The 21,253-nt window shown below is 65.2% G+C and carries 17 protein-coding genes and 2 pseudogenes; 7 read left to right on the top strand and 12 right to left on the bottom strand.

Annotation, left to right across the window (positions count from 1 at the left end):
- Positions 1-440: 440 nt before the first annotated feature.
- From BHK69_RS30230 to BHK69_RS30255, 6 genes are all read right to left on the bottom strand, one after another.
- Positions 441-743, bottom strand: a complete 303-nt coding sequence (locus BHK69_RS30230; RefSeq protein ID WP_069694181.1) for a DUF7673 family protein — start codon at positions 741-743, stop codon at positions 441-443.
- Positions 744-774: 31 nt separating this feature from the next.
- Positions 775-1,179: a hypothetical protein gene (locus BHK69_RS30235; protein ID WP_069694182.1), complete on the bottom strand. Its 405-nt coding sequence runs from the start codon at positions 1,177-1,179 to the stop codon at positions 775-777.
- Between the two features lie 72 nt (positions 1,180-1,251).
- Entirely contained in the window at positions 1,252-1,578 is a 327-nt protein-coding gene (locus tag BHK69_RS30240; protein WP_069694183.1) for a hypothetical protein, read from the bottom strand.
- Positions 1,575-2,453, bottom strand: coding sequence for a DUF7007 domain-containing protein (locus BHK69_RS30245; protein WP_069694184.1), 879 nt, complete (start codon positions 2,451-2,453; stop codon positions 1,575-1,577). Before BHK69_RS30245 ends, BHK69_RS30240 begins: the two co-directional genes overlap by 4 nt.
- Positions 2,450-2,914: a UCP036055 family protein gene (locus tag BHK69_RS30250; protein WP_069694185.1), complete on the bottom strand. Its 465-nt coding sequence runs from the start codon at positions 2,912-2,914 to the stop codon at positions 2,450-2,452. Before BHK69_RS30250 ends, BHK69_RS30245 begins: the two co-directional genes overlap by 4 nt.
- 87 nt (positions 2,915-3,001) lie before the next feature.
- Positions 3,002-4,678 (bottom strand): ParB/RepB/Spo0J family partition protein, encoded by a 1,677-nt coding sequence (locus tag BHK69_RS30255; protein WP_069694186.1) that lies wholly within the window; start codon positions 4,676-4,678, stop codon positions 3,002-3,004.
- A 326-nt stretch (positions 4,679-5,004) separates the two neighbouring features.
- Between BHK69_RS30255 and BHK69_RS30260 the strand changes: the two genes are divergently transcribed.
- The 4 genes from BHK69_RS30260 (at position 5,005) to BHK69_RS30275 (ending at position 7,761) form a co-directional block, all read left to right on the top strand.
- Positions 5,005-5,355 (top strand): antitoxin Xre/MbcA/ParS toxin-binding domain-containing protein, encoded by a 351-nt coding sequence (locus BHK69_RS30260; RefSeq protein WP_069694187.1) that lies wholly within the window; start codon positions 5,005-5,007, stop codon positions 5,353-5,355.
- Between the two features lie 2 nt (positions 5,356-5,357).
- Positions 5,358-5,861 (top strand): RES family NAD+ phosphorylase, encoded by a 504-nt coding sequence (locus tag BHK69_RS30265; RefSeq protein WP_069694188.1) that lies wholly within the window; start codon positions 5,358-5,360, stop codon positions 5,859-5,861.
- Positions 5,862-6,245: 384 nt separating this feature from the next.
- Positions 6,246-7,082: an enoyl-CoA hydratase/isomerase family protein gene (locus BHK69_RS30270; protein WP_069694189.1), complete on the top strand. Its 837-nt coding sequence runs from the start codon at positions 6,246-6,248 to the stop codon at positions 7,080-7,082.
- A gap of 109 nt (positions 7,083-7,191) precedes the next feature.
- Positions 7,192-7,761 carry a TetR/AcrR family transcriptional regulator gene (locus tag BHK69_RS30275; protein ID WP_083269944.1) on the top strand — a complete coding sequence of 190 codons (570 nt, stop codon included), beginning with the start codon at positions 7,192-7,194 and terminating at the stop codon, positions 7,759-7,761.
- Between the two features lie 577 nt (positions 7,762-8,338).
- On the opposite strand, the gene BHK69_RS30280 is transcribed toward BHK69_RS30275, so the two are convergent.
- From BHK69_RS30280 to BHK69_RS30300, 5 genes are all read right to left on the bottom strand, one after another.
- Entirely contained in the window at positions 8,339-13,447 is a 5,109-nt protein-coding gene (locus BHK69_RS30280) for a helicase-like domain-containing protein (RefSeq protein ID WP_069694190.1), read from the bottom strand.
- 109 nt (positions 13,448-13,556) lie between these two features.
- Complete coding sequence (locus BHK69_RS30285; RefSeq protein ID WP_069694191.1) at positions 13,557-13,955, bottom strand: DUF3085 domain-containing protein; 399 nt, start codon at positions 13,953-13,955, stop codon at positions 13,557-13,559.
- Between the two features lie 12 nt (positions 13,956-13,967).
- Positions 13,968-14,573, bottom strand: coding sequence for a DUF1419 domain-containing protein (locus BHK69_RS30290; RefSeq protein WP_069694192.1), 606 nt, complete (start codon positions 14,571-14,573; stop codon positions 13,968-13,970).
- 111 nt (positions 14,574-14,684) lie between these two features.
- The gene (locus BHK69_RS30295) at positions 14,685-15,668 is read right to left on the bottom strand and encodes a DUF3991 domain-containing protein (protein ID WP_148663734.1); all 984 of its coding nucleotides are present in this window, start codon (positions 15,666-15,668) and stop codon (positions 14,685-14,687) included.
- A 224-nt stretch (positions 15,669-15,892) separates the two neighbouring features.
- Positions 15,893-16,075 (bottom strand): hypothetical protein, encoded by a 183-nt coding sequence (locus tag BHK69_RS30300; protein ID WP_069694193.1) that lies wholly within the window; start codon positions 16,073-16,075, stop codon positions 15,893-15,895.
- Between the two features lie 543 nt (positions 16,076-16,618).
- Between BHK69_RS30300 and BHK69_RS30305 the strand changes: the two are divergent.
- Positions 16,619-16,894, top strand: a pseudogene (locus BHK69_RS30305) (transposase); the annotation flags it as partial.
- A gap of 281 nt (positions 16,895-17,175) precedes the next feature.
- On the opposite strand, the gene BHK69_RS30310 reads toward BHK69_RS30305, so the two are convergent.
- On the bottom strand, positions 17,176-18,210 hold the full coding sequence (locus BHK69_RS30310) for an IS110 family RNA-guided transposase (protein WP_069694194.1): 1,035 nt from the start codon (positions 18,208-18,210) through the stop codon (positions 17,176-17,178).
- Between the two features lie 81 nt (positions 18,211-18,291).
- Here BHK69_RS30310 and BHK69_RS30315 point away from each other — a divergent pair.
- Together BHK69_RS30315 and BHK69_RS30320 are read left to right on the top strand one after the other, a co-directional pair.
- Positions 18,292-19,392 (top strand): annotated as a pseudogene (locus BHK69_RS30315) (transposase); the annotation flags it as partial.
- Positions 19,393-19,869: 477 nt separating this feature from the next.
- Positions 19,870-21,207, top strand: a complete 1,338-nt coding sequence (locus tag BHK69_RS30320) for an anti-phage END nuclease (protein WP_069694195.1) — start codon at positions 19,870-19,872, stop codon at positions 21,205-21,207.
- The last annotated feature ends 46 nt before the right edge of the window (positions 21,208-21,253 follow it).

The raw sequence follows: 21,253 nt of genomic DNA on the forward strand, positions 1-21,253 counted from the left end.
CGGGGCGGGCTTGCGGACAAGCAGGGCGTTCAAGCCCTCGCGCGGAACGCAGGCCCGCCCTGCCGAGCCTGGCGGTTCCGGCCGCCTCGCGGCGCGGAACGCGGCCTTGAAGCGGCCGGCCGCCGGTTTACGACCGCAGCCAGACCCGAGGGGGGACCGGCAGGGCCAGCTCCCCAAGCCGGAGATGTCGCCGCAGGAAAGGGCCACATGAGACCGGCCGCCGCTCATCGGCAGGTCGCCCCAGGGCTCGACATGGCACGCGGGCTGTGATCGGCCTGCGCCGGAGACATGTCGCGCGATCTCCGGCGGCCGCGCCGCCAACGACGACCGGATCTCGACCGCAGCAGGACGACGGTCAGCCGACAAGCGACGGGTAAGCAGGAAGCCGATGCACGCGGCCTCCATTGCGATGGAGGTTCGCCACCGGAAACCAGCGTCGGTCAGACGGTCTCTTTCGAGCGCGCCCAGACATCCGGCCGCCATAGCCGGATGACGTCCTCGATCTCGGGTCGGTAGCTGCCCGGATATTCGGCATCCACTCGACCAGCGATCCAGGAGAAGACCCGCGCCATGTCCTGGCCGATGGCCATGTCGACCGCGAAGACATCGGCGATGTCGAAACCGCCGAGGTCGGTCGCGTTCCACCAGGCGAGGATGAAATCGGCAACGCGGCGCGACTGCCCGGTGTCGCTGCGGGCGATGTCCAGAAGCCGCTCGAACGCGGCGCGCGTCGTCTCGTCCATGGCCGGACTCCTGTGATGGGGGAAGGCTAGCTCAACTCCGCTCCCGTTGCACCTCGTTGCCGGCCGTGATGGCGTCGGCACTTCCGATCGCGGCGAGTGCACGCGGCAGCCATCTCTCGAAGTCGTGGCGCGACAGTCCCATCGGCTGCGCAGGCTCCTTCAGCAGGGCGAGCAGGGCATCGAACAGATCGGCCTTGCGCTGAACCAGCTCGCCGAAGCATTTCGGGACCGGGATCGCCGGCCCAGCATCGGCTTCGCCGCCTTCCCAGATATCGGTGACGTAGGTCTCACCGGAGGTATCGACGTCCTCCTGACCGTCTCCCCAGCCCTCGTCCGCGATGGCGAGGCGGCAAGCCGCCTCGGCGGAAGGCGCGTCGTAGATGCGCTGGCGGTAAACGGGCAGATGATAGGTGGTCTCGACCGTGAACAACGGCATGGTGATCTCCTTTGCGGGCGGCTTCCACTCGCGTCGCCTTATCGCGACCACGTTTCGGCGCGGAGGAATCGGTCAGGTTGTCGCCCGCTCCGGCGGCCTCTTGGCCCGGAGCGCCGCGATGGCGGCGTCCTGACGGGCGAGCTTGCGCGACAGCGCGTCGATCTCCGGCTGGCGCTCGGCTGTGATCGCGGCGAGATTCGAACGGTATCGTTCGAGGAAGGCGCCGGGATCCGGCGGCTTGCCGCGGCGATAGCCGATGCGCTTGGGCACGAGCAGCGGGATCAGTGTCGTCATGCGGCGGATGATCTGGCGGTCGATCAGGTCGAGCTGACGCTGTGTCTGGCGCCGCGCCTCCTCCATCCGGCAGAGTTGGGAGCCCCGCTCGCGAGGAGGCGTCATGACGCTGTTCTCTGCTGCCAGCCGACGAAGCTCGATGGGCCGGCATAGACGCGGTGGCGAACGTCATCGATGACGAAGCCGAAGCGGCCCACCCGATACTCGGCTGCCTGCACGAGGAAGCGGCGCTCCTCGGTCCCGGCCCCTCGCCTGCCGCCGGGCGTGGCGACGACCTCGACAAACCCTGGCTCATGATCGGAGATGATCGCCGAGATGACGATCCAGTCGTCGACATGCTCCAGCTCGAAGGCACGGCGATCCTTCTCGAAGGATTCGCCGGGCTGAAGCACCATGCCGAAGATCGCCTCCCAGGCATCGGGCCAACTATCCTTGATCGTCCGCTCGGCGCAGCGGCGCTCGAAGCCGGTAAACAAATGCGGGAATGTGATCGCGACGATCGCCCAGGCCGCATCTTCCTCGTACCAGCCACCCTCGGCGCGGAGCATGGGATGGACCATGCGGTTGCGCTCGCCGAACAGATGAAATCCACCATGGCCCGCCGTCGAATGGGAGACCACGCCCTCGTCATAGAGCGCAGCGCCCTGCGAAGGGCCCCAGGGTGTGTTCGCGGCCGAGCGGATCTCCCGGCGACCGAGCGCGCGCTTCTCACGCTGGTGCTCCGCATTTTCGACGACCCTTGCCTGGAAGGCCGCCTCGTCGGCAAGCTCGCCGGAATGGCCGTAGAAGTCCGAGCGGGTCCATTCTCCGATCGGCCGGCCGATACGCCAGCCGGTGGCGAGATAGTGCCGGCCGCCGTGGGTCGGCACGATGGCGAAGGCGTTGTCGCCGACACGGGCGACAGCGAACCCCTCGATGCTGCGTCCGAAGGCAACCTCCGGGAAATCGCACGGGAGCGCGGTATTTGGGGACGTGCTCATGCCGCCGCCCTCCCAGCTGAAGCCTCGTCCGCGGTGACTTCCTCGAGCACCGCATCGCGATAGCCGTGAGACGTCAGCCATGCCGCGGCGGCGGCCCGATCCATCGCGACATGCACGAGCTCGCTACGGTCGCCCGCGCGGCTGAGGATACGGATCGCACCGACGGCAGGGCGCTCGACGACGACGAAGCTAAGATCGCTATCGACCGAGAATGTGCGGTGGACACGCAGCACGCCGATGCCGGCCGCACCATAGTCGCCGATATGGAGCGTGAAGGCGGCGGGGATGGTGACATTGCCCGTCTGGCGCCGCGGCTCCTTGCGGATCAGTCGCCCGCCGCTGTTGCGGTTCTCCCAGGCTGCGAGCTTGTTGCGATGGCGCTGCGGCGGCTGCGCCGTGCCGTCGGAGAAGCGGATGATCGAGCCCAGCGGGGCGAGGTCGTAGATCGGTTGCGCGGACATGGTGTCCTCCTTCGAAAGGTCGTGGAAACGAAACCGCCGCCGGAAAGACCGGCGGCGGAAGGTCGATCGGGAGTAGCGGGAGGCCGCCTACTCGGCCGCGACCTGATAGGGCTGGTCGTCGGCGTCGAGCTCCTCCGCGTCGGCCAGCGAATTGGACTGGTCAACGGCATCGCCGTCGTCATCGAGTTCGACGTCAGCGCTCTTGCGGAGCCACTCGGCGAGCTTGGCCTCGTCAGGCGCGAAGAGAGCGGCGGCATGGACCCACCGCCCCTCCTTGAAATGCTCGACGAGCGCGGCGCGCGTGTCCTTCACCTTCTGCCGCGGCAGCACGGAGGTGTCCTTGCAGGAGCGCTCGAGCGCCGCGCGCGACAAGCAAGAGAGGAAGTCCTCCGTCGCCATGTTCGGCAGGAAATTGACCGCTCCGACCGCCTCGCCGACGATGCGGGCGACGATACCGCTATCGGTGCGGTTCTCACGCGCCGACAAGGCATCGATCAGCGCCGAGCGCCCGGCGGACCGCAGCGCATCCATATCGAAGGCGAGCTGGCCTTTCTCGCCGACGAGCCGCACGGCATGCCGCTCCATGCGGGCGAAACCATGGACGTCGCTGGACGCGCCGGACTGGATCGAGATGTTCCGCCCGGCGAGAGCGAGGACGAGCAGCGCCATCAGCGTATCATCCTCGATCGGCGCACGCGCCAGCGCCTCGTGCAGCGCGTCGGTACGCAGATCGCCGATCATCTCGACGCCCTTGCGCGTCACCTCCGGACGCGGCCTCGCGACGAGCGCGGTCTCATCGCCGCCTTCGTCAGCCTTGCCGTCCTTCGACTTCTTCGGCTCGGGCAAACGGAAATGAATCGTCTGCACCTTGCCCTCGCGGTCGAGGTACATCGCCGTGCGGTCGGTCTTGCCAGGCTTGCCGTAGACGCGTTCGGCCTTGGGCGGCAGCGCGACCTGGCCCCAATTGTTCACGTCGGCGATGATGCCGCGCTTGGGGAGGTTACTGGTCATCCATTCCTGCTGAGCCCCCAGGAAGCCCTCGACATGGGTGGTGTAGCGCGAGTCTTCGTCCGCCGGCGCGAACAGGTCCTCGACCCACTGGATGCTGTAGGCCTGCGCGAGATCCTCGCCGAAGCTGGCGTCGCGCGCATACATGCGCTTCTTCGACAGCCCATTGGCAACGGCAAACCACGAGACCTGCGGATCGCCCTTCTTCGGCTTCTGGACCTTCCAGACCTCCTTCTGCTCCTCGAGGTCAGCCGCCGCGATGGTGCGCAGCTGCTGCTCGTTCGGCATGTCGCCCTTCGCCATGTGGTCGAGCATGGCGGGCAGGACGTTGGCCAGCAGCCTGAGCTTCTTGATCTGGCGCACCGGCAGCGCGAGCGCGACGGCGATCGCCTCCTCGGTCCAGCCGAGCGCGACGAGGCGTTCGATAGCGCGCCACTGGTCGACCGGATTGAGCTGCTCACGCGCGATATTCTCCACCATGGAGCGCATCGCGCCATTATCGTTGGCCGCCTCGTCGACGAGGACCTCGATCTCATCGAGGCCGGCGGCGATCGCCTGCTTCACGCGACGGTGGCCGCGATCAATGATGAAGCCGTTGCCGCCATCGGTTTGCGGCGCGACGACCGGCGGCTGGACGATGCCGACGGCCCTGATCGTCGCCAGCAGCAGGGCATCGGCCTGCGCCGTGGACTTGGTCTGGCGCGAACGGTCGGGGTTCTCCTTCAGCGCGCGCGGATCGACCTTCATGAGATGCATGGGACTGCTCCATCTGGGGGTTGCGGACTCAGGCTCTCGCTGAGTCCATTTTTCGTCTTCTTCCCGAAGACCCCCCTCGGCGCGCGGAGCGGGCGGGCCGGCACAACTGCGACCGAGCATCCCTGCCCGGCCGGACAAGCAGGGCATCTAGCCCTGCGCGGGACGACGGGCCGGGATCGCCGCAGGCCGCGGTTGAGCGTCAGCGCTGCCGGATCGGCCGATCTGCGAGCGGGCTATTCCCTCCTCTCCTCCCTCTGTTGAATTCCGCTATTTCTGACACTATATTGCGTCAGAATGATCGGCACAGAGAGATGGAGATCTGAGCCATGGGCGTCGCCCAATATGCTGATGACGGCGTCTTCGCCCCACGCAGGATCGCGGAAGCCTTGCGAACGACGAGCGAGGAGATCGCCCGCACGGCCGGGCTCGGCAAGGACGCAATCCAGCGCAAGGACAGGATCCGCTCGGACAAGACTCAGCGGCGCCTGCGCGAGATGATCGAGATCATCAACAAGGTCGAGCCGCGCTTCGGCTCCGCGTTGATGGCCTATGCCTGGTATCGCTCCGAACCGCTGTCCGGCTTCTCCGGCCAGACGGCTATGCAACTGGTTCGCGGCGGCCGGGCCGATGACGTGCTCGACTATATCGACGCGGTCGACGCCGGCGTGCACGCCTGACCGTGCCGCTCCGCTACGACGGAAAACTCTATCGAGCTCTCAACCCGATCTACGCGCGTGAACCGCTGTCGGGGCGCGGCGCCGAACTCTATGGCGGCCGGTTCAATCCGAAGGGTGTGCCGGCGCTCTACACCTCCCTGTCGATTATGACGGCGCTGAGGGAATCCAACCAGGTCGGCAACCTGCAGCCGACGACGCTCGTCGCCTATGAGGCGCAAATCGAAGCCGTGTTCGATTGTCGCGACGAGACAACGCTCGCCGCCGAAGGCATGGATGCCGCCGCTCTCGCGGACCCGACATGGCGAGACGAGATGAGGGCAACCGGGGAAGCGAAGACGCAAAATCTCGCCCGGCGCCTGATTGGCGCGGGCTATAGCGGCCTGCTCGTTCGAAGCTTTGCCACGGGCGCGAGCCTCGACGATCTGAACCTCGTGCTCTGGAGGTGGGCCGACAGACCTCCGGCCCGTCTCATTTTGGTCGACGACGAGAACCGCCTCTCGCGATAGGGCCAAATGCTGCGTGGTTTTGCGACAGACGATCGGACCGCACCCCGCCCGGGTCCCCGTTGCGCTTGCGCAATGTGGTGGTCCTTAGGGGCGGAACAGCGTGGAGAGCGGCCAGGAGCGGCTTTCGTGGCTTGCGGGAGGAATGACGGCGCAGCCGGCAGGGAAGAAAGTTGTCGGCGGCCGTTGCGGGAGTGGAAGGAACAAGCATCGGCCTTTTGAGCGGTTCCGCTTCCCCAGCCGCCCGTAGCGGTTGCCGATAGCCTCGATGCGGTCGCGTCGTTGACAATGAGGATGATGACTGTCATCCTCATTGTTGTCGACCAGATGGTCTGCACACCTCGACACCTCCGGTGCTCGGCGCCCTAGAACGAAGGAATCTTTCGGATGAGTGCTCCACTGACCCAGTTCACGATCAACGAGGCAGCGCCGGGATACTGGCGGGTGACCTTCAACAATCCGCCGATTAACCTGTGCGATCCGGAGACCCTCATCGAGCTGCAGCAGATCGTCGGTCTCATCGAGTCCGATGACACCTTGCGGGTGGTCGTGTTCGATAGCGCTGACCCGGACTTCTTCGTCAATCACTACGACGTCTCGCGGGTTACCGATTTTCCCCTGACGCCGGGGCCGACTGGTCTGCCGACGTTCATCGATGCCACGACACGGTTGACCACCTCCCCGGTCGTGACCATCGCGTCGATTCGGGGTCGCACTCGCGGCGGGGGTTCTGAGATTGCTCTGGCGTGTGATATGCGTTTTGCCAGCCTGGAGCGAGCCATCTTCGCTCAGATCGAAGTCGGGGCAGGCGTCTTCCCGGGCGGTGGCGGAACCGAGCGCCTACCCCTACTCGTCGGACGGGCCAGGGCGCTCGAAATCGTCCTCGGCAGTGACGATTTCGACGCAGCAACGGCAGCGAACTACGGGTGGGTGAACCGCGCACTCCCCGATGATGAGCTCGACGCCTTCGTCGACAACCTCGCTCGGCGCATCGCGTCGTTCGACAAGCCTGCGCTCGCCGAGGCCAAGCGGTTGATCAACCGTAAAACTCTGCCCTCCGCTGAGGACCTGATGCAGACACAGGACGCTTTCCTCAACGCGTTCTCTTGGCCGACTGTCCAAGAGCGGGGAGCCCGAATCGCGCAAAAGCGTGGCGAAGTGGGTCCTGACTTCGAGGCACGCCTCGGTCATCACCTCGGCAATCTCAGCACCGACACCCAATGACACCAAGCCCCCCTGGATGGGGGAGCCTTGGCGTACGTTCGCCTGAACTGGATCGTTACCAAACTCACCAGGATGTAACTGGTGTCGCATCGGGGCCGGAGGTTCATTCATGGGTAGTTCGAAAGCTGACAAGGCGGCAAGCCACGATCGAATCGTCGACATCGCTGCGGCTCGAATGCGCCGCAGTGGCATAAACGGTGTCGGAGTAGCGGAGCTGATGCGGGAAGCCGGCCTGACGCACGGCGGCTTCTATCGTCATTTCGAATCCCGAGATGAACTGGTCGGCGCCGCGGTGGAACACGCCTTGGCTCAGGGAAGTGCGCGGACCGTGGCTGCGTCCGGCCAAGGTGGCAGACGGGCGCTCGAAGCGATCGTCGACGACTACCTCAGTCCAGCCCACCGCGCCCACCCTGAGGCCGGATGCGCAGTGGCCGGGTTGGCCGAGGACATTTCGCGCGCGGATGATCGAACCCGCTCGGCCTACGGACGCCAGATCGAGCAGTACCTCGAGCTTCTGGCCGGGTTGACGCCGGGTACGGACGCCGCTGGTGATCGACGTCGCGCCTGCTTGGTACTCAGCGCACTGGTTGGTGCCCTTGCCATGGCACGAGCAATCGGCGAAGGGGGCCTGTCCGACGAAATCCTCTCCGAGACTGCAACGGCACTCAAGGAGCTCTAGTTTCCTGCGCCAGAGATTCGTTGGATATATGTGGCGAGTGAGTTGAGGATTTCGTCGGCGGCTTTGGTCCAGACGAATGGTTTGGGTGACCCAGTTACTTACGTCTTTCTCGAGCGCGGCGACGCTGTTGTGTACGCCGCGTTGGAGTATTTGGTCGGTGAGGTATCGTCGACTGCCGCCTGGCCTGGCCTGGCCTTATCGCAAGCCTCATTGTGAGAACGCCCTACCGAGGGCTTAGCTTTCGTTCCCGCTTAACAGGTCAAGGAGGCGACATTTGGTCGAATGGCGAGCTAGCCTACCTGAGCGAGGGCGTTGAACGGGGCGCGCCTATCGAGCCCGACCTTGAGCGAGCTGACAATCCCTTCTGATGGGTGGACTTCGCAGTATCACGCTGCTCAGCGGGCTTTTGCTTAGCGTAGGATTCAACCCCTTCCGCGACCGTGCGCAGCGGCCCGGAATCGGGGGGCCGCGACGTGCCGCGAAAGTCTGTCGCACAAGTTTGACTTTTGCACCTGACTTTCGCGACAGAAATTTCCCTAAACAATCAGCGCCGGCGATTTGTCGCCAAACTTAGACACTATGCTGCTGCCCGCTGTCCGATCGGGTCCTCAACAGTTCGCGGATCAACGTCGGCCGCAAGGGCCTTTTCCACATCGGCAAGCTGCTGCCGCTTCTCGGAAAGTTCGCCTGCGAAGGCGAATTCCCCACCATCGCGCGACTGATAGGAAGCAAGGCGGCGCCGGGCATCGGCCAGACGCTGGCGATAGCGCTCCCGCTCGCCCTCGAAATCCCCGAGCGCATGTTCGAGGCGCGCGATCGCGCCGAGCGGCGTCACCGTGACCGGAAGCTCGATCTCGAAGTCGGCTCCAGTGCGCATCAGCATGGTGTTGTAGCGATAGCCGTCACGTCCGAACCGTTCGCCGGAATATTCAAAGTCGAAGCCACCAATCAAGGCGATGACGCTCTCGCCCTGCTGCTGGAGCTGCACCAGAGTCAGGATCTCCTTCATCAGCGCGCGGCCCGCCTCCTTGCGCTCGGCGTAGGTCTTACCCGTCACGGTCATGGCGAAGGCGTCGCCGGCGGTAGGCACGAGTCGCTCGATATCCTGTCCGATCTCACCAATGCGCCGGGCGGACAGCTCGATCTCGCGTTCGGCGTCGCGGATCTGCCGGCGAACGGCATGCTGATCGTCGATATGGGCCGCGCGCAAACGCTCGAGCCGTGCGATGTCGGCCTCCAGCCCGGCCTTCTGCATCAGGCGCTGATCACCCGACGCGATCGCCTTCGCCATCGCGAACTGGTTTGCCTGGCCCTCGCCGAGGTCCTCCAGCCGCCGGATCGAGGTGTCGCCCGAAAGTGCTGCCGCAATGAAGCGGGCCTTCCGCTCGTTGTTCTGCCACATCGTGGCATCGAGGCTGCCTTCGGTCGCGTAGGCGAAGATAAAGACCTCGTCATGCTGGTTGCCCTGGCGCACGATGCGGCCCTCGCGCTGCTCGATTTGAGACGGCAGCCAGGGAACATCGAGGTGGTGGAGCGCCTTCAGGCGGAGCTGGGCATTGACGCCCGTGCCCATCGTATCCGAGCTCCCGATCAGGAAGCGGACCTTGCCGGCGCGGACATCGCCGAACAGCCGCTGCTTCGCCTCCGACTTCCTGAAGTCCTGCATGAAGGCGATTTCGCACGCCGGCACGCCGAGTCGGACCAACTCGTCCCGAATCCAGCGATAGGCAGAAAACCCCCTGCTCTTCTCGACACTGATCGTGCCGAGGTCGGAGAAGATCATCTGCGCGGCACCGGGCAGCTCGAAGGGCTTTCCGTCCGGCCGGACATAGCTCTTGCCGGCCGTCTCCTGCCAGATGCGGAAGGCGTTCGCGATCAGGTCGTTGAGCTTGTTGTCCGGCTCGTTGTAATTGTCCGGATCGACCAGCCGCAGGTCGATCGCCGCGTGGCGGCCATCGGTGATGACCGAGAGCAGGATGTCGTCGCCCGGCTCCGGGGGCCGGTCGCGCATCTCGATCGCCTTGATGCGCTCGCCGAGCTGGACCTGGTAGAGCTTGAATGCCGGCGTCGGCTTGGCCGTCAGGATCTGGCGCCGACCGGTCGAGATCGCCGGAACCTTGACGTACTGCCGCAGATCCTCCGGCGTCACCACGTCGGCGAAGGACCGGAACATGGCGATCAGTTCCGGCACGTTGACGAAGGTGGCGAAGCGCGTGACCGGCTTGTACTTGCCCGACGGTTGGAGCTCGAGCTCGGTCGAGACGTCGCCGAAGGTCGCCGCCCAGGCGTCGAACTCATGCAGACCGCGCTGAGACAGGGCCTCGTAGCCGAGATAGCGCTGCACCGAGAACATCTCGCCGAGCGTGTTGGTGATCGGCGTGCCGGAAGCCAACACCAGCGCCCGGCCCGGGTTCCTCGTCTCAATGAAGCGGGACTTCACATAGAGATCCCAGGCGCGCTGCGAGCCTGACGGATCGACGCCCTTCAAGGTCGACATGTTCGTGGCGAAGGAGAGCTTGCGGAACTCCTGCGCTTCATCGACGATGATCTGGTCGACGCCGATCTCGGAAATGGTGAGGAGGTCGTCCTTACGGGTCGCGAGCGCCTCGAGGCGCTCCTTCAATCCCTCCTTCAGCCGCTCGAGGCGCTTGCGCGAGACGCGGTCGTCGCTTTCGACCCTGGTCAGGAGCTGCTCGTAGAGTTCCAGCTCATCCTGAATCATCTGCTGCTCGAAGGCGGAGGGCACGCCGATGAATCGGAAAGCGCTGTGCGTGATGATGATCGCGTCCCAGGTCGCGGTCGCGGCGCGCGACAGGAATCTGGCGCGCTTGTCCTTGGTGAAATTGGTCTCGTCGGCGACGAGGATGCGGGCGTTCGGATAGAGCGCCAGGAACTCGCGCGCGGCTTGCGCGAGGCAATGGCCGGGAACGACCAGCATGGCCTTGGCGATCAGGCCGAGCCGACGCTGCTCCATGATGGCGGCGACAAAAGTCATCGTCTTGCCGGCGCCGACGGCATGGGCGAGATAGGTCGCGCCCGAGGCGATGATGCGCCAGATGCCGCGCTTCTGATGCCCATACAGAACGAAGGCGCCAGAGGCTCCCGGCAGCTTCAGGTGCGAGCCGTCGAAGGCGCGCGGCACGATGTTGTTGAAGCGGTCGTTATAGACGCGCACCAGCCGGTCGGTCCGGTCGGAATCGGACCAGATCCAGGTCTGGAAAGCGGCCTTGATCTTCTGCAGCTTCTCCTTCGCCGCCTCGGTGTCGACGACGTTCAGAACGCGACGTTCCTTGCCGTCGTCCTCGACGGTGTCGAAGATCTGGGGCACGCGGCTGTTCAGCGCATCGCCGAGCAGTTCGCCGGCGTGACGGCGCCCGGTGCCCCATTCCGACGTGCCGGCAGCCATCCAGCCGAGCTGACGGGCCTCGACCGTCCATGAGGCCAGTTCCGGCATATGATGGATCCGGATCTCGGCGCCCATTGCCTCCTTGATGAAGGCGACAATGTCGGCAGCGGGAATCCAGGGCGCGCCGAGCCGGGCGGTGATGTCGGAGGGCCGCAGATCGACTGGCTGCACGCCCTGCAACGCCGTGACATTGCGCTCATAGGCAGGCTCGAGGGCCGCGGCGGCTTGAGCGACCGCGAGCTTCGAGCGAACCGCACCGGAAAGATAGGCGTCGGCCGCCTGCCAGGGGCCCTCGGCCGGATCGCGGAAAATGGCGCTGCCGAGCTCGGCGATGACGTCGTCCGCGTCACGATGCAGCAGCTCGGCGATGTGGTCGGGATCGACATGGCCGCGCTCGTTGAGCACGACGGCGAGCGCGTCCGTGGCGCTCGTGATGACGGGCGGCGCCGGCGGGGCGATAACCCGCTCGGTGAAGATCGGACCCGGCCTCGCCGTGTCGGATTCGAGGTCGTAGTCCTCGATCGACGCGACCAGCCAGCAGTCCGGGTCGTCGATGAACGGCTGGAGGTTCGGGCGGCGATGCGTCTCACGGACCTCGCCGGTTTCCGGGTCTTCCGTGGTCGAGACGACCGTGGTGTTGATCGGCCCGTAGGCCCTGACGAAATTCGACCAGGCGATGCGTAAGCGGACCTGCGCATCCTTCCAAGGGCGGTCGAGTTCCTGGCATTTGAGCACCTCGCGGACCGCATCGCGGATCGGGATCAGCTTCTGGATGATCCGGACATGTTTTTCCGGAACGCCGTCGGCGCTGCGGCCCTTCCGCACCGTGACAGCGACCGGGTTCCCGTCGAGGATCTGCATGAGGCCCTGTCGATTGTCGAGGACATAGCTGCCCTCGCGGACATGCCTGTCGTCGGGGCGCTCGTGGACGATCGGCACATCGTCGCCGTCGAGGTCGATCGCCTCCGGCGCGCCGTCATAGAGGCCTTCCGGGAGAAGGTTGATGGCGGCGGTCAACCTGGCGTCGAGATCCTCGCCGTCATTCGGCAGGCAGGTATAAGTCTCGCCGAACGGTCCGGAGGTCAGGGCATGGGTTCCGAGCACCATGCCGGGATGGCGCGCGAACCAGCGATTGATGCGGATCGCGCCCTCGTCCTCCGTCGCCGGCCGGACCTCTTCGAGATCGAGCCAGGAGACATCGCCCTCCGGCTCATCGCGCCTGCGCTTCCGAAAAAAAAGGATGTCGACCCCGACGTCCGTCCCGGCATCGGCGCGGAAGCTGCCTTCTGGCAGCCGGATCGCCGCGACAAGGTTGGCCATCGTCGCGATCTGCTCGCGTGCGGTGGCGTCCACCTTGTCCATCGTGCCGTGACTGGTCGCGAAGGCGGCAAGCCCGCCGGGCTTCAGCCGGTCGATCGCCTTCACGATGAAGTAGTCATGCAAGCGCAGACTGAGCGATCGGAAGGCACGGTCCGAACGCACGGTTCGATCGGAGAAGGGAGGATTGCCGATGGCGAGATCGAACCGCGCCGGCAGATCGGTGCGCGCGAAGTCGCCGGCGATGATCCGGGCGCGCGGCCGGAGCAGCCTCGCGATCCGCGCCGAGACGGGATCGAGCTCGACGCCGGTGACGTGCGAGATCTCGCGCAGATCCTCGGGCATCAACACCGGAAAGAGCCCCGTGCCGATGCCTGGCTCAAGCACGCGGCCGCCGCGCCAGCCGAAGCGCAGCAATCCGGCCCAGATCGCCCGCACGATGAACTCCGGAGTGAAATGGGCGTACTGCGTGCAGCGGGCCAACGAAGCATAATCCGCGTCGTCCACTGCATCCTGCAGTGCAGCGCCGATCTCACCCCAGCCCTGCGCGAAATCGGCCTCGCCGGGCCGGCGGAACACGCCATTGGCGAGCTCGGAGGCGCCGAAGCCGGTGAAGCGGATCAGCCGCGCCTGCTCTTCCCGCTTGGCCGGCCGCCCCAGGCACTCGATCTCGGCCGCCAGCCGGATCGCCGCGATGCTGTCGCGCGCCCGCGGCTTCCAGCCCCGGGCCAGGCCGCGATCGCCGACGAGGTGGAAATCCTGCCCGCGGCTCCGGGGCTGCGTCACCGTCGGCCGTTCGGATATCCTGGCTGGCATCGCTGGCGCCGGCGTCGATGGCGGCGGATTGTCATGGTCCGGATTGTCGTTGGATCCGGCTGGAAACGCCGTGATGCCGAGGCCAAGCCCCGAGGACAGGGCCGTGTTGCCGAAGAGATCGAGGGTGAAGGAATCGTCATGCGCCATCGGAACATCTCCTTGCGTTGAAGGCGCGCGCTATCGGCCCGCCGGACGCTGGCCGGCGGGAGCGATGATCGCGGGAATGTTGGGAGGAACGGGTAGTCGGCCCGCCGGATCAGCGGCGGATCAGGCTGAACGACATGCTGGTGTCGGTCATCTCGATCGACAGATGCGTGGCTTCGGGAAAGGCCGTGATCAGCTTCACGAGCTCGACAGCGTCGAGAAAATTGATGCCGTCATCGCCGCCGAAATGCTGGCGCTTGTAGTGCCAGTAGTCCGGATTGGTCTTCGGATCGCATTCCTCGGCATAGACGACGAGGGGACGCTGCCCCTCGGCGAGCTTGCCGTTGGATAGGATGTAGACGCCCTCGTCGCCGACCAGCCAGAGGCCGGGCTTTTCGTCCTTACCGGGGGCGAGGCCGTAATGGGGATTGCGGAAACCGCCGTTGAGGAAAGCGTCGATTCGTCCACGCGCGATGACGGCGCGGACATCGGTCACGGAAAAGGTGAACATCGCCGCCTCCCATCAGGCCGCGATGGCGTCCGGGAGATAGCGCAGATGCACCGGCAGCTTCGCGGCGATCTCCGTATCGGTGAGCTTGTCCAGCAGCTTGAAGTCGCGGCTTTTCCCCGGCGCACAGATCATGACGATCCGGCTGCCCCGCCGTAGCTGGGGGAAACGCCAATCGGCGTAGCCCCGATAGTCGTCATGGGTAGCGCTCCAGATGTGCTCGAGCCGCTCCTCGCGCGTCATCGCCTTCACCGGGCGGGATTCACGCTCGATGATCGCGGTCTTCATCCGATCGAGAGAGGCGGGGTCCGACAGATCGCAGTAGCCATGGAACCACCTGGAGCGGCCGTCGATCGTCAGGGAGAAGAAGATGCTGGTGATCGAGCCCGTCAGGCGCTCGCGCATGGCGAACATGTCCTGTCGCATCCAGAGCGGCGGCAGGATCTCGAGCATGTAGTCATGCTCGGGCTGAGCGATTTCGAACCACTCACCCGCATAGAGCGGGCCGGCATCGACCTGCCCGCGGTTCGGGCGCTGGGCGTGACGATCGAACATGCGGAACAGCTGGCGCCGGTCGGCGACGCCCTGATAGATCTTGCGGATCGGGGTCGAGAGGGTCATGGCGGGCTCCTTCAGCCTCGTCGGGCTGGAGCTCGGCTCATCCTCTCGATGTCGCCGTCACTTTCAGCCCTTCTGACCCCTCTCCCGCGGCCGCCTCTCCGCCCGGCCGGGTCAAGGGCCGCGGCACGCGGGCGAAGCGTCACCCTTGAGGCGGCCGGCGGGCATGCGGCAGCTAGGTTTCCCTTTTTCTCCCTCCTTTCTCTTTGCCCGCGCGCGGAGATCCTCGTTCCAGTCCTCCGCGATCGGGCGGAGGCGCACGAAGCTGCAGGAGGCTTCTGCGGCGATCACCATCAGGCGCGCGGCATAATTCTCGCCTTGCGCATTGTTGTCGGTGGCCGCGACGAGCAGGGTGTTCTCCCGCGCCGCGAGCGCCCGGATCGCCGCCTCGGTCGATGGCGCCCAGCCTCCGCCGGTGCTGAGGAACAGGCTGTCCGGCCGCATCTCCTCGATCCCCGCGAGGCTCAAGGCATCGATCGCCGCCTCGGTCACGCAGAGGCGCCGGGCATCGACAGGACCGAAGCGGAACAGAACCTTCGCGCCTCCGGTCGCAAATCCGCGCCAGTCCGGGCCGCGTTCCTCCCAACCTGTGACCATGTCCGCATCGTCGAGATGGGCCGCCCACATGCTGCCGCGCGGTCCCTCGCGCAGCCGGCCGCGCCGGATCGCAGCCTGGAGGACCGTCTCGGAGAGGCCGCGCTCGTCATGGAGGTATCGCCAGGTCAGAGATGCGGGCCACGGCTTGCGGCGGCGACGCCAACGCTCGGAGACCGCAAGATCGTAATCGTGCTCGCGCGCCGATCGTGTCCAGACAGGCTCGGAGGGGACGAACCCCACCAGTTCCGCGACGCGGTCGAGGCACTCGGCGAATCCGACGCCGTCGAGGTGCGCGACGAGGGTGTACACATCGCCCTTCGCATCCGAGAGGGGATCAAACCATCCCCGGCCCTCGTGGATCACGATGACGATGGCGTCGCCCCGGCGGTATTTGACCGCCCGGCGCGTGCTCTCTTTCAGATCGATCGCGAAGCCTGCCTTCTCCAGCACGGCTGCGCAGGCAACGCGATCTCTCAGCTCTTCAACTTCATTCCTCTCCATGTTTTCTCCGCGGGCCGCCTCTTCAGCGGCCCGGCCGGCCTTTCCTGATTACGTTGCTTTCCCTTGCATCTGGGGAACATCCGCCTGGGCGCCGCGAAGAGCGAAGGCGGCAAGGGCGCGGCTGGCCACTGACGAAATTTGCAGCACGGCGAGCCAGCCGCGGCGCAGCTTCCCTTGCGGCCGCCCGCTCGCGAGCGGCACCCGCCCGTTAGGGCGAACCCGGCTCAATGAGCCGGGCCGAACTGGTAGGGGTCGTATTCATGGACGACGACCACATCGGCGTCGTCGAGTTCGTCGCTCGGCATCACGCCGAACTCTCCATCGACCTCGAACAGCGTGACCGGGACCATCAGGGTGCGGGCGAGCTGGAACGCGTGGGACTGGGCGAGGGAAAGATCGTGCGACATTTGAGGGCTCCATCTTGGAGCGAGGCCGATCCCCGCTCGATGGCGTCCGTCAGTGTCCTCAACCGGCCGCGATCACCGCGCAGGCGAAGCCGCAGCGGCGGCATGCTGCGCATAGCCGACCCCTTGCGGGTTGATCGTGGAAGGCCGGGCGGAGGACCAGGAAAGCCATCCATGGAGAGCGGGGTCGGGCTTGCTCCGAAGGAGGTCTGCGCCCTCTCGCACGCTCTTTTCTCGGACGTTGAACCACACTGCCGCACCGGAACCCGTCCCGTCCCGCTCAGTGCCTCAGGTCGAGAGGACGGCTTCCGTGCGTTGCCGGAGCAATGTCTCCGCAGCGGCCCGTTCAGGCGTCGCGGCTGCGAGAAGCCCTTCCACGCCGCATCTCGTCATCGACGATCGCCTGGACGACGGCGAGATCCATGTGCGCGTGCGGCGAGATCCTCGCCACTTCAGCGGCCGCTTTGGTCCGATTTTGTTGAAGAAGTCGGTGTTGCTGCGAGCTTGAGGTTCTGATTCAGTCGTCCTTGGGCGGAGGGCGGCGCGATGATGGGCGAGCGGACGGTTGCGCAGGAGGCCCTGTTCTACGAGTTCAGCCTTGAGCGGCATGTCCCGGCCAATCACCTGCTGCGCTCGATCGACCGGCTCATTGATCTGTCCGGCATCCGTGCGCATCTGCGTCCCTACTACAGCGACACCGGCCGTCCCTCGATCGATCCCGAGCTGATGATCCGGATGCTGATCGTCGGCTACTGCTTGGGCATCCGCTCCGAGCGCAGGCTTTGCGACGAGGTCCATCTGAACCTCGCCTATCGCTGGTTTCTTTAGGCGGGCATGTGTCAACTCCGTTTTCATGTTGTCACTGCGGATCGGAAGCGCCCGGACGAGTTCAGGCTTCTTTGCGTGCTCGACGCTGGCTGCGTCGGCGGACAGGATGGGTTGAGAAGGATCGAACGGCCTAGCTCTGCCTCGCGATTAGATCGGCATATGCCGAACCATCGCAACCAGCGATGCGTGCTCGTCCGACCCTCGCACCCTCCCGGGCGCTCTTCTCCGCCGCGGCGACGGAACTATGAAGGTCGATCGCTACGTGGCTCTCCTCACTACGCAGCGGCCGATCCGGGCGTCGCCGACCAACGGAACTCGGTGCCATCGGTCCACATGCGGTGCATGATGACAGCGAGCCTGCGTGCGAGAGCAACCTTCGCGACCTTCACGCTGCCGCGCTTCGCCAGCCGCATGGCCCAAGACCTCAAAGATGACCAGGGACCGTGATGGAAAAGCACGTGAGCTGCCTGATAGAGAGCGGTGCGGACCATCTCGTCGCCACAGCGGCTGATACGACCGTCGAAATCGGTCTGCCCGGAGTTGTAGCGCCTCGGCGTCAGGCCAAAGTGCGCGCCGACATCTCTTGACCTGGAGAAGCGCTCGGGCGCGTCGACGCCCGCACGATAGGTCAGCGCCACAACCACTCCGACGCCGGGTATCGTCATCAATCGGCGGCAGACAGTATCTCGTCGCGCCAACTGCCGGCACATACGGTCCAGCCCTTCGAACGCCTCGATCATCGTTTGCCGAACGCGCAGCATAGGCTCCGTGATCGCGAGCAGGATTGGATGATCGGCGACGAGTTCCAGGACGCGCTCCTCGAAGGCTCTCCGCGTGACAATCCCGATCCGAAGCCCGAACACCTTCAGCGAACCGCGTACTACGTTCTCGATATCGTGCGTCTTGTTCAAGAGCTGCTGACGACTGACGAGCGCCATGCGCACTTGTTGCGCTTCGTCGCTTTTGATGTGGACCTGTCTGAACCATCCCAGGCGGAGAAGATGGGCGATGCCACGCGCGTCGTTGCGATCGGTTTTGTTCCTCATCGCACTGAGGCCCGCCTTCACATGGCGGCATTCGAGACAGATCGCGGGATATCCGGCCTCTCGTAGCGCGCTGTGAAGCCATGATGATGTTGGACCCGCTTCCAGGCCGACGCGCTTGAACGGATGACCGAACCGCGTCAGCAGATCCGCGATGACCGCTGGCTCAGCTTCGATCTTCCGTTCGAGCAGGACGTCGCCCGTGTCGTTGACGATGCAGACGTTCACGGTGTCCAGGGACACATCCAGACCAGCGAAATAGTCCATCACCCTCTCCATGGCAGCTGTTGCGATTCAGGCCGCGTTGCGCACTCTCGCCCTGGCGCGACCGCCCGCCTACTCCATCTCTGCCGGCTCGGTCTGGAGGGCGATGTGCCCGACCATTCCACCTTCTCGAAGAACCGGCACGGTCGCTTCCGCGACAGCGATCTGCTGCGCGAGGTCTTCGAGACGACGGTTCGACGCTGCATGGCGGAAGGGCTGGTCGGTGGCGAGGGATTTGCGGTCGACGCCAGCCTGATCAAGGCCGATGCCAATCGCCAGAACGGCGTGCCCGGCAAGAATGGATTGCCTCCCGAGGCCGCCAACCATGCGGTGCGCGAGTATCTGGCCGTGCTGGACGATGCCGCCTTCGGCGCGGCGACGCCGGTCGTGCCCAAGTTCATCTCGCCAGCCGACCCTGCCGCGCGCTGGACCGCCGCCCATGGCGGGCAGGCCTTCTTCGCCTATGCGACGAACTATCTGATCGACCTCAAGCACGCCGTCATCATGGACGTCGAGGCGACGACGGCCGTGCGGCAGGCCGAGGTCGGCGCCGCGCGGACCATGATCGAGCGCACGCAGGACAGGTTCGGCACCTGGCCCGAGAAGCTGGTCGCGGACGCAGCCTATGGCTCAGCCGAGAATCTCGCCTGGCTGGTGCACGAGCGCGGGATCGAGCCGCATGTTCCCGTGTTCGACAAATCCCAGCGCCGGGACGGCACCTTCAGCCGGTCCGACTTCGCCTATGATCATGATCGCGATCTCTACATCTGCCCGGGCGGCAAGGAGCTTCGGCAGTTCCGCCGCCCCTTCGCGGTGCCGCGCGACGGCGTCGATCGTGAAGGCCTGATGCGCTACAGGGCGATCAAGCGCGACTGCGATGCCTGTTCCCTGAAGCCGCGCTGCTGTCCGAAAGAACCTGCCCGCAAGCTTCTGCGCTCCATCCACGAGGGCGCCCGCGACATGGCGCGCGACATCGCCGCCACCGATGCCTACGTCACCTCGCGACGCGAACGGAAGAAGGTCGAGATGCTGTTTGCGCACCTGAAGCGCATCCTCAAACTCGACCGCTTGAGACTGCGAGGACCATGCGGTGCCCGCGACGAGTTCCTCCTCGCAGCCACCGCCCAGAACCTCAGGAAAATGGCGAAGCTGATGCCGGTGGGAGCGCCGCCCCTGGCCGCATAAGGGCAAAGGCCTCTGTCACAAAGCCACCCAGCCTCGGTCGATAGCCGACCCGGCGCCGACTTCTTCAACACAATCGTCCAATGGATGAACTCCCGGGCTTGACCTGAAGCGCGGGCCCGAGCGGCCAGGCGCTGCGCCTCGTAGTACGCGCCAGGTTCGTCATGCTGCACCAGACGAAGCGCGTCTGCCTGCCATCTCCGGCGGATTTGCCTTCGCCCCTCAATCCACCGTCGCAGCGAACCCAGCATGAATCCCCGCCTTCCCTTCCTCGGACGGCACTCGCCCGGCTCGCGTCAGGGATGGCCGCCCGCAAGGGAGAAGACCCGGCTTCGGGGCTTCGGCGCAGCCAACAGCCCGGCCCGAAGGGCGACGCCCTCATTCACTTCGGATTTTGAAGCACTCCGACCATATTGCCGAGGTCCGGACCTTGAAATAGGCCACGGCCAAAGGCGAGGGTACGGGTGGGGGTAGCGTGACGTGGATTTACTGCTGAATGGAATAAATGGTGGCTACCTCCGCAACATCATCCTGAACGCCACAGAACATACCGAACGCGTCGATGCCGCCGTCGCCTATGCTTCCGAGAGCGATCTGCTGTTCGATTGGTGCTGGGACAACAAAATCCCGCTTCACTTCTGGGGACGGTTTGATGAACAGGTCCCTGTCGGGATTTCGGTTCTCGACAAATTCCTGAACCGCAAGTCCGGGCGCTATGTCTGCAAGCTGGTACGGCGATTTCACCCAAAGGTCATCTGGTGGCGCGGCTACGGCGCCTATATCGGCTCGGCCAATCTCACCCAAAGCGCGTGGTGGAATAACGTCGAAGCTGGCGTTTTCCTGACGGAAGCCGAGCTCGCCGAGGGCGGTCACGACCTTGAGCTGGATCATATGTTCGCCGAGATCGACAAGCACGCCGCGCCTCTGACGCAGGAGCTCTTCGACCTGCTTTCGGCGAGGAGCAAGGAACTGACACGACGCAAGGTCGCCGAGAAGGCCGACGACGACGCGATGCTGGCGACCGACCTGGTGCCACATTGGGAGGGATTGGCTCGCGCCAGCAGCAAATCAGCTGGCGATCGCCGCCGCCAGGCTTTCCTCGATGAATGGAACCGCACGCTTCAGATCATCCGGGATATCGCGTCCAAGATTTCCGCTGAAGGCAACAGGCCGTCATGGGTCGGCGCACAAGCCGATCAATTCCTGCATGCGCACTACTATCAGAACACGTTCGACGGACGGCGCGCAGACTTCGAGAGCCATTTCGCGCGCAATCGAATGGACCCCGACGCCGCAGTCGAGAAAGCGATCCGCTGGTGGCGCACCCTGCCCTCCTCGTCGGACGAAAACAGAATGCTCAACAAGACAGCGCCCTTCCTGCAGAAGGCCTTTTCGGAGAGGATTTTGGGCCGGCTGACCGAAGACCAATTCGTCAAAGTGCTCGGGCGGGTTCATGCGACAAGGGAGTATGCCCGTCGTGCACCCAACCGGTTCATCGGCCTGAAGGGCGGAAAGGCCTACGATATTCCCGAAAAGGTCGACGCCCTGGCCAGGCACATCTTTCGTGCGCCGGGGCGAGGCGGCGTGTCCGTCACGGAAACACTGGCGTTCGTTCTCTATGGCGGCCGGCCGGAGGAAGTTCCACACCGGCTCTGGGAAGCGCTCACGGACCCAAAGCGAAAGGTCGAGCTGCTGGGCGTCAGCGCCTTGGGTGAGATCGTGGGATGGGCGCTTCCCGATCGGTACCCCCCGAGGAATGGCCGGACGAGCAAGGCGCTCCGGTCGTTTGGATACGACGTAACTGTTCACGTCGGCTGACACGTGACATCGAGGAGATGCCTGCTCGAATCGACGGGGCTCTCGC

The sequence above is a fragment of the Bosea vaviloviae genome (genome assembly GCF_001741865.1).
In the GTDB taxonomy this organism is placed as follows: Bacteria; Pseudomonadota; Alphaproteobacteria; order Rhizobiales; family Beijerinckiaceae; genus Allobosea; species Allobosea vaviloviae.

Excerpts from the sequence above, each read along its gene's own strand:
- BHK69_RS30230 (WP_069694181.1), bottom strand. The coding sequence starts at position 743 with ATGGACGAGACGACGCGCGCCGCGTTCGAGCGGCTTCTGGACATCGCC.
- BHK69_RS30235 (WP_069694182.1), bottom strand. The coding sequence starts at position 1,179 with ATGCCGTTGTTCACGGTCGAGACCACCTATCATCTGCCCGTTTACCGC.
- BHK69_RS30240 (WP_069694183.1), bottom strand. The coding sequence starts at position 1,578 with ATGACGCCTCCTCGCGAGCGGGGCTCCCAACTCTGCCGGATGGAGGAG.
- BHK69_RS30245 (WP_069694184.1), bottom strand. The coding sequence starts at position 2,453 with ATGAGCACGTCCCCAAATACCGCGCTCCCGTGCGATTTCCCGGAGGTT.
- BHK69_RS30250 (WP_069694185.1), bottom strand. The coding sequence starts at position 2,914 with ATGTCCGCGCAACCGATCTACGACCTCGCCCCGCTGGGCTCGATCATC.
- BHK69_RS30255 (WP_069694186.1), bottom strand. The coding sequence starts at position 4,678 with ATGCATCTCATGAAGGTCGATCCGCGCGCGCTGAAGGAGAACCCCGAC.
- BHK69_RS30260 (WP_069694187.1), top strand. The coding sequence starts at position 5,005 with ATGGGCGTCGCCCAATATGCTGATGACGGCGTCTTCGCCCCACGCAGG.
- BHK69_RS30270 (WP_069694189.1), top strand. The coding sequence starts at position 6,246 with ATGAGTGCTCCACTGACCCAGTTCACGATCAACGAGGCAGCGCCGGGA.
- BHK69_RS30275 (WP_083269944.1), top strand. The coding sequence starts at position 7,192 with ATGGGTAGTTCGAAAGCTGACAAGGCGGCAAGCCACGATCGAATCGTC.
- BHK69_RS30280 (WP_069694190.1), bottom strand. The coding sequence starts at position 13,447 with ATGGCGCATGACGATTCCTTCACCCTCGATCTCTTCGGCAACACGGCC.
- BHK69_RS30285 (WP_069694191.1), bottom strand. The coding sequence starts at position 13,955 with ATGTTCACCTTTTCCGTGACCGATGTCCGCGCCGTCATCGCGCGTGGA.
- BHK69_RS30290 (WP_069694192.1), bottom strand. The coding sequence starts at position 14,573 with ATGACCCTCTCGACCCCGATCCGCAAGATCTATCAGGGCGTCGCCGAC.
- BHK69_RS30295 (WP_148663734.1), bottom strand. The coding sequence starts at position 15,668 with ATGGAGAGGAATGAAGTTGAAGAGCTGAGAGATCGCGTTGCCTGCGCA.
- BHK69_RS30300 (WP_069694193.1), bottom strand. The coding sequence starts at position 16,075 with ATGTCGCACGATCTTTCCCTCGCCCAGTCCCACGCGTTCCAGCTCGCC.
- BHK69_RS30310 (WP_069694194.1), bottom strand. The coding sequence starts at position 18,210 with ATGGACTATTTCGCTGGTCTGGATGTGTCCCTGGACACCGTGAACGTC.